Genomic DNA, 656 nt, shown 5'->3' on the forward strand with positions numbered 1-656 from the left:
GGATCAAGCGCTGGTTGCGCGGCGCGACCTCGCTCAAGGCCCATACCTCTTCCAGGGAGTGACACTGCCCCGCCTGCTGGAACAGCCCGGGACGCTGCAGGGCCAGGCCCATGGACAGCAGCGCGGCACGCTCGACACAGGCCGACATCTCGCTGACCAGGGCATCGCTCAGATCACCGCGCACGGCCTGGGCCGCGGCCTGGGTACGCGCCTCCAGCTGCTCCGGCCAGGCCAGCGGCATGTCCCGCAGACTGGCCCGCAAGCAGGCCTGCAGTCGCCGTTCGAAAGCCCCTTCGCCAGCGGCCACCACCACCGCGGACTCCACATGGGGATGGCTGAGCAGTGCACTTTCCACTTCCGCCAGCTCGATGCGATGACCGCGCACCTTGACCTGGAAATCCTCGCGACCAAGGAATTCGATCAGGCCATCTTCCAGGTAGCGGCCCAGGTCGCCGGTGCGGTACAGGCGCTCGCCGCTGCGGGGGTGATCGACGAAACGCTCGGCGGTTTTCTCGGCGTCCCCCAGGTAACCCAGGGCCAGGCCGCTACCGGCGATGTACAGCTCACCGGCCACCCCTTGAGGACGGTCGCGGCCCTGCTCGTCGAGGACCATGAAGCGCTGGTTGGCCAGGGGCGCGCCGTAAGGAATGCTGCGC

At 68.6% G+C, this 656-nt stretch carries 1 protein-coding gene; it reads right to left on the reverse strand.

Translation table 11 applies throughout. The annotated features are described in order from the left end of the window. Window positions 1–656, reverse strand: a 656-nt coding sequence (locus Q7C21_RS22370) for an AMP-binding protein (RefSeq protein WP_375151139.1), incomplete at both ends; no start/stop codon positions are given.

Source organism: Pantoea sp. ANP04 (assembly GCF_041982285.1).
In the GTDB taxonomy this organism is placed as follows: domain Bacteria; phylum Pseudomonadota; class Gammaproteobacteria; order Enterobacterales; family Enterobacteriaceae; genus Pantoea; species Pantoea eucalypti.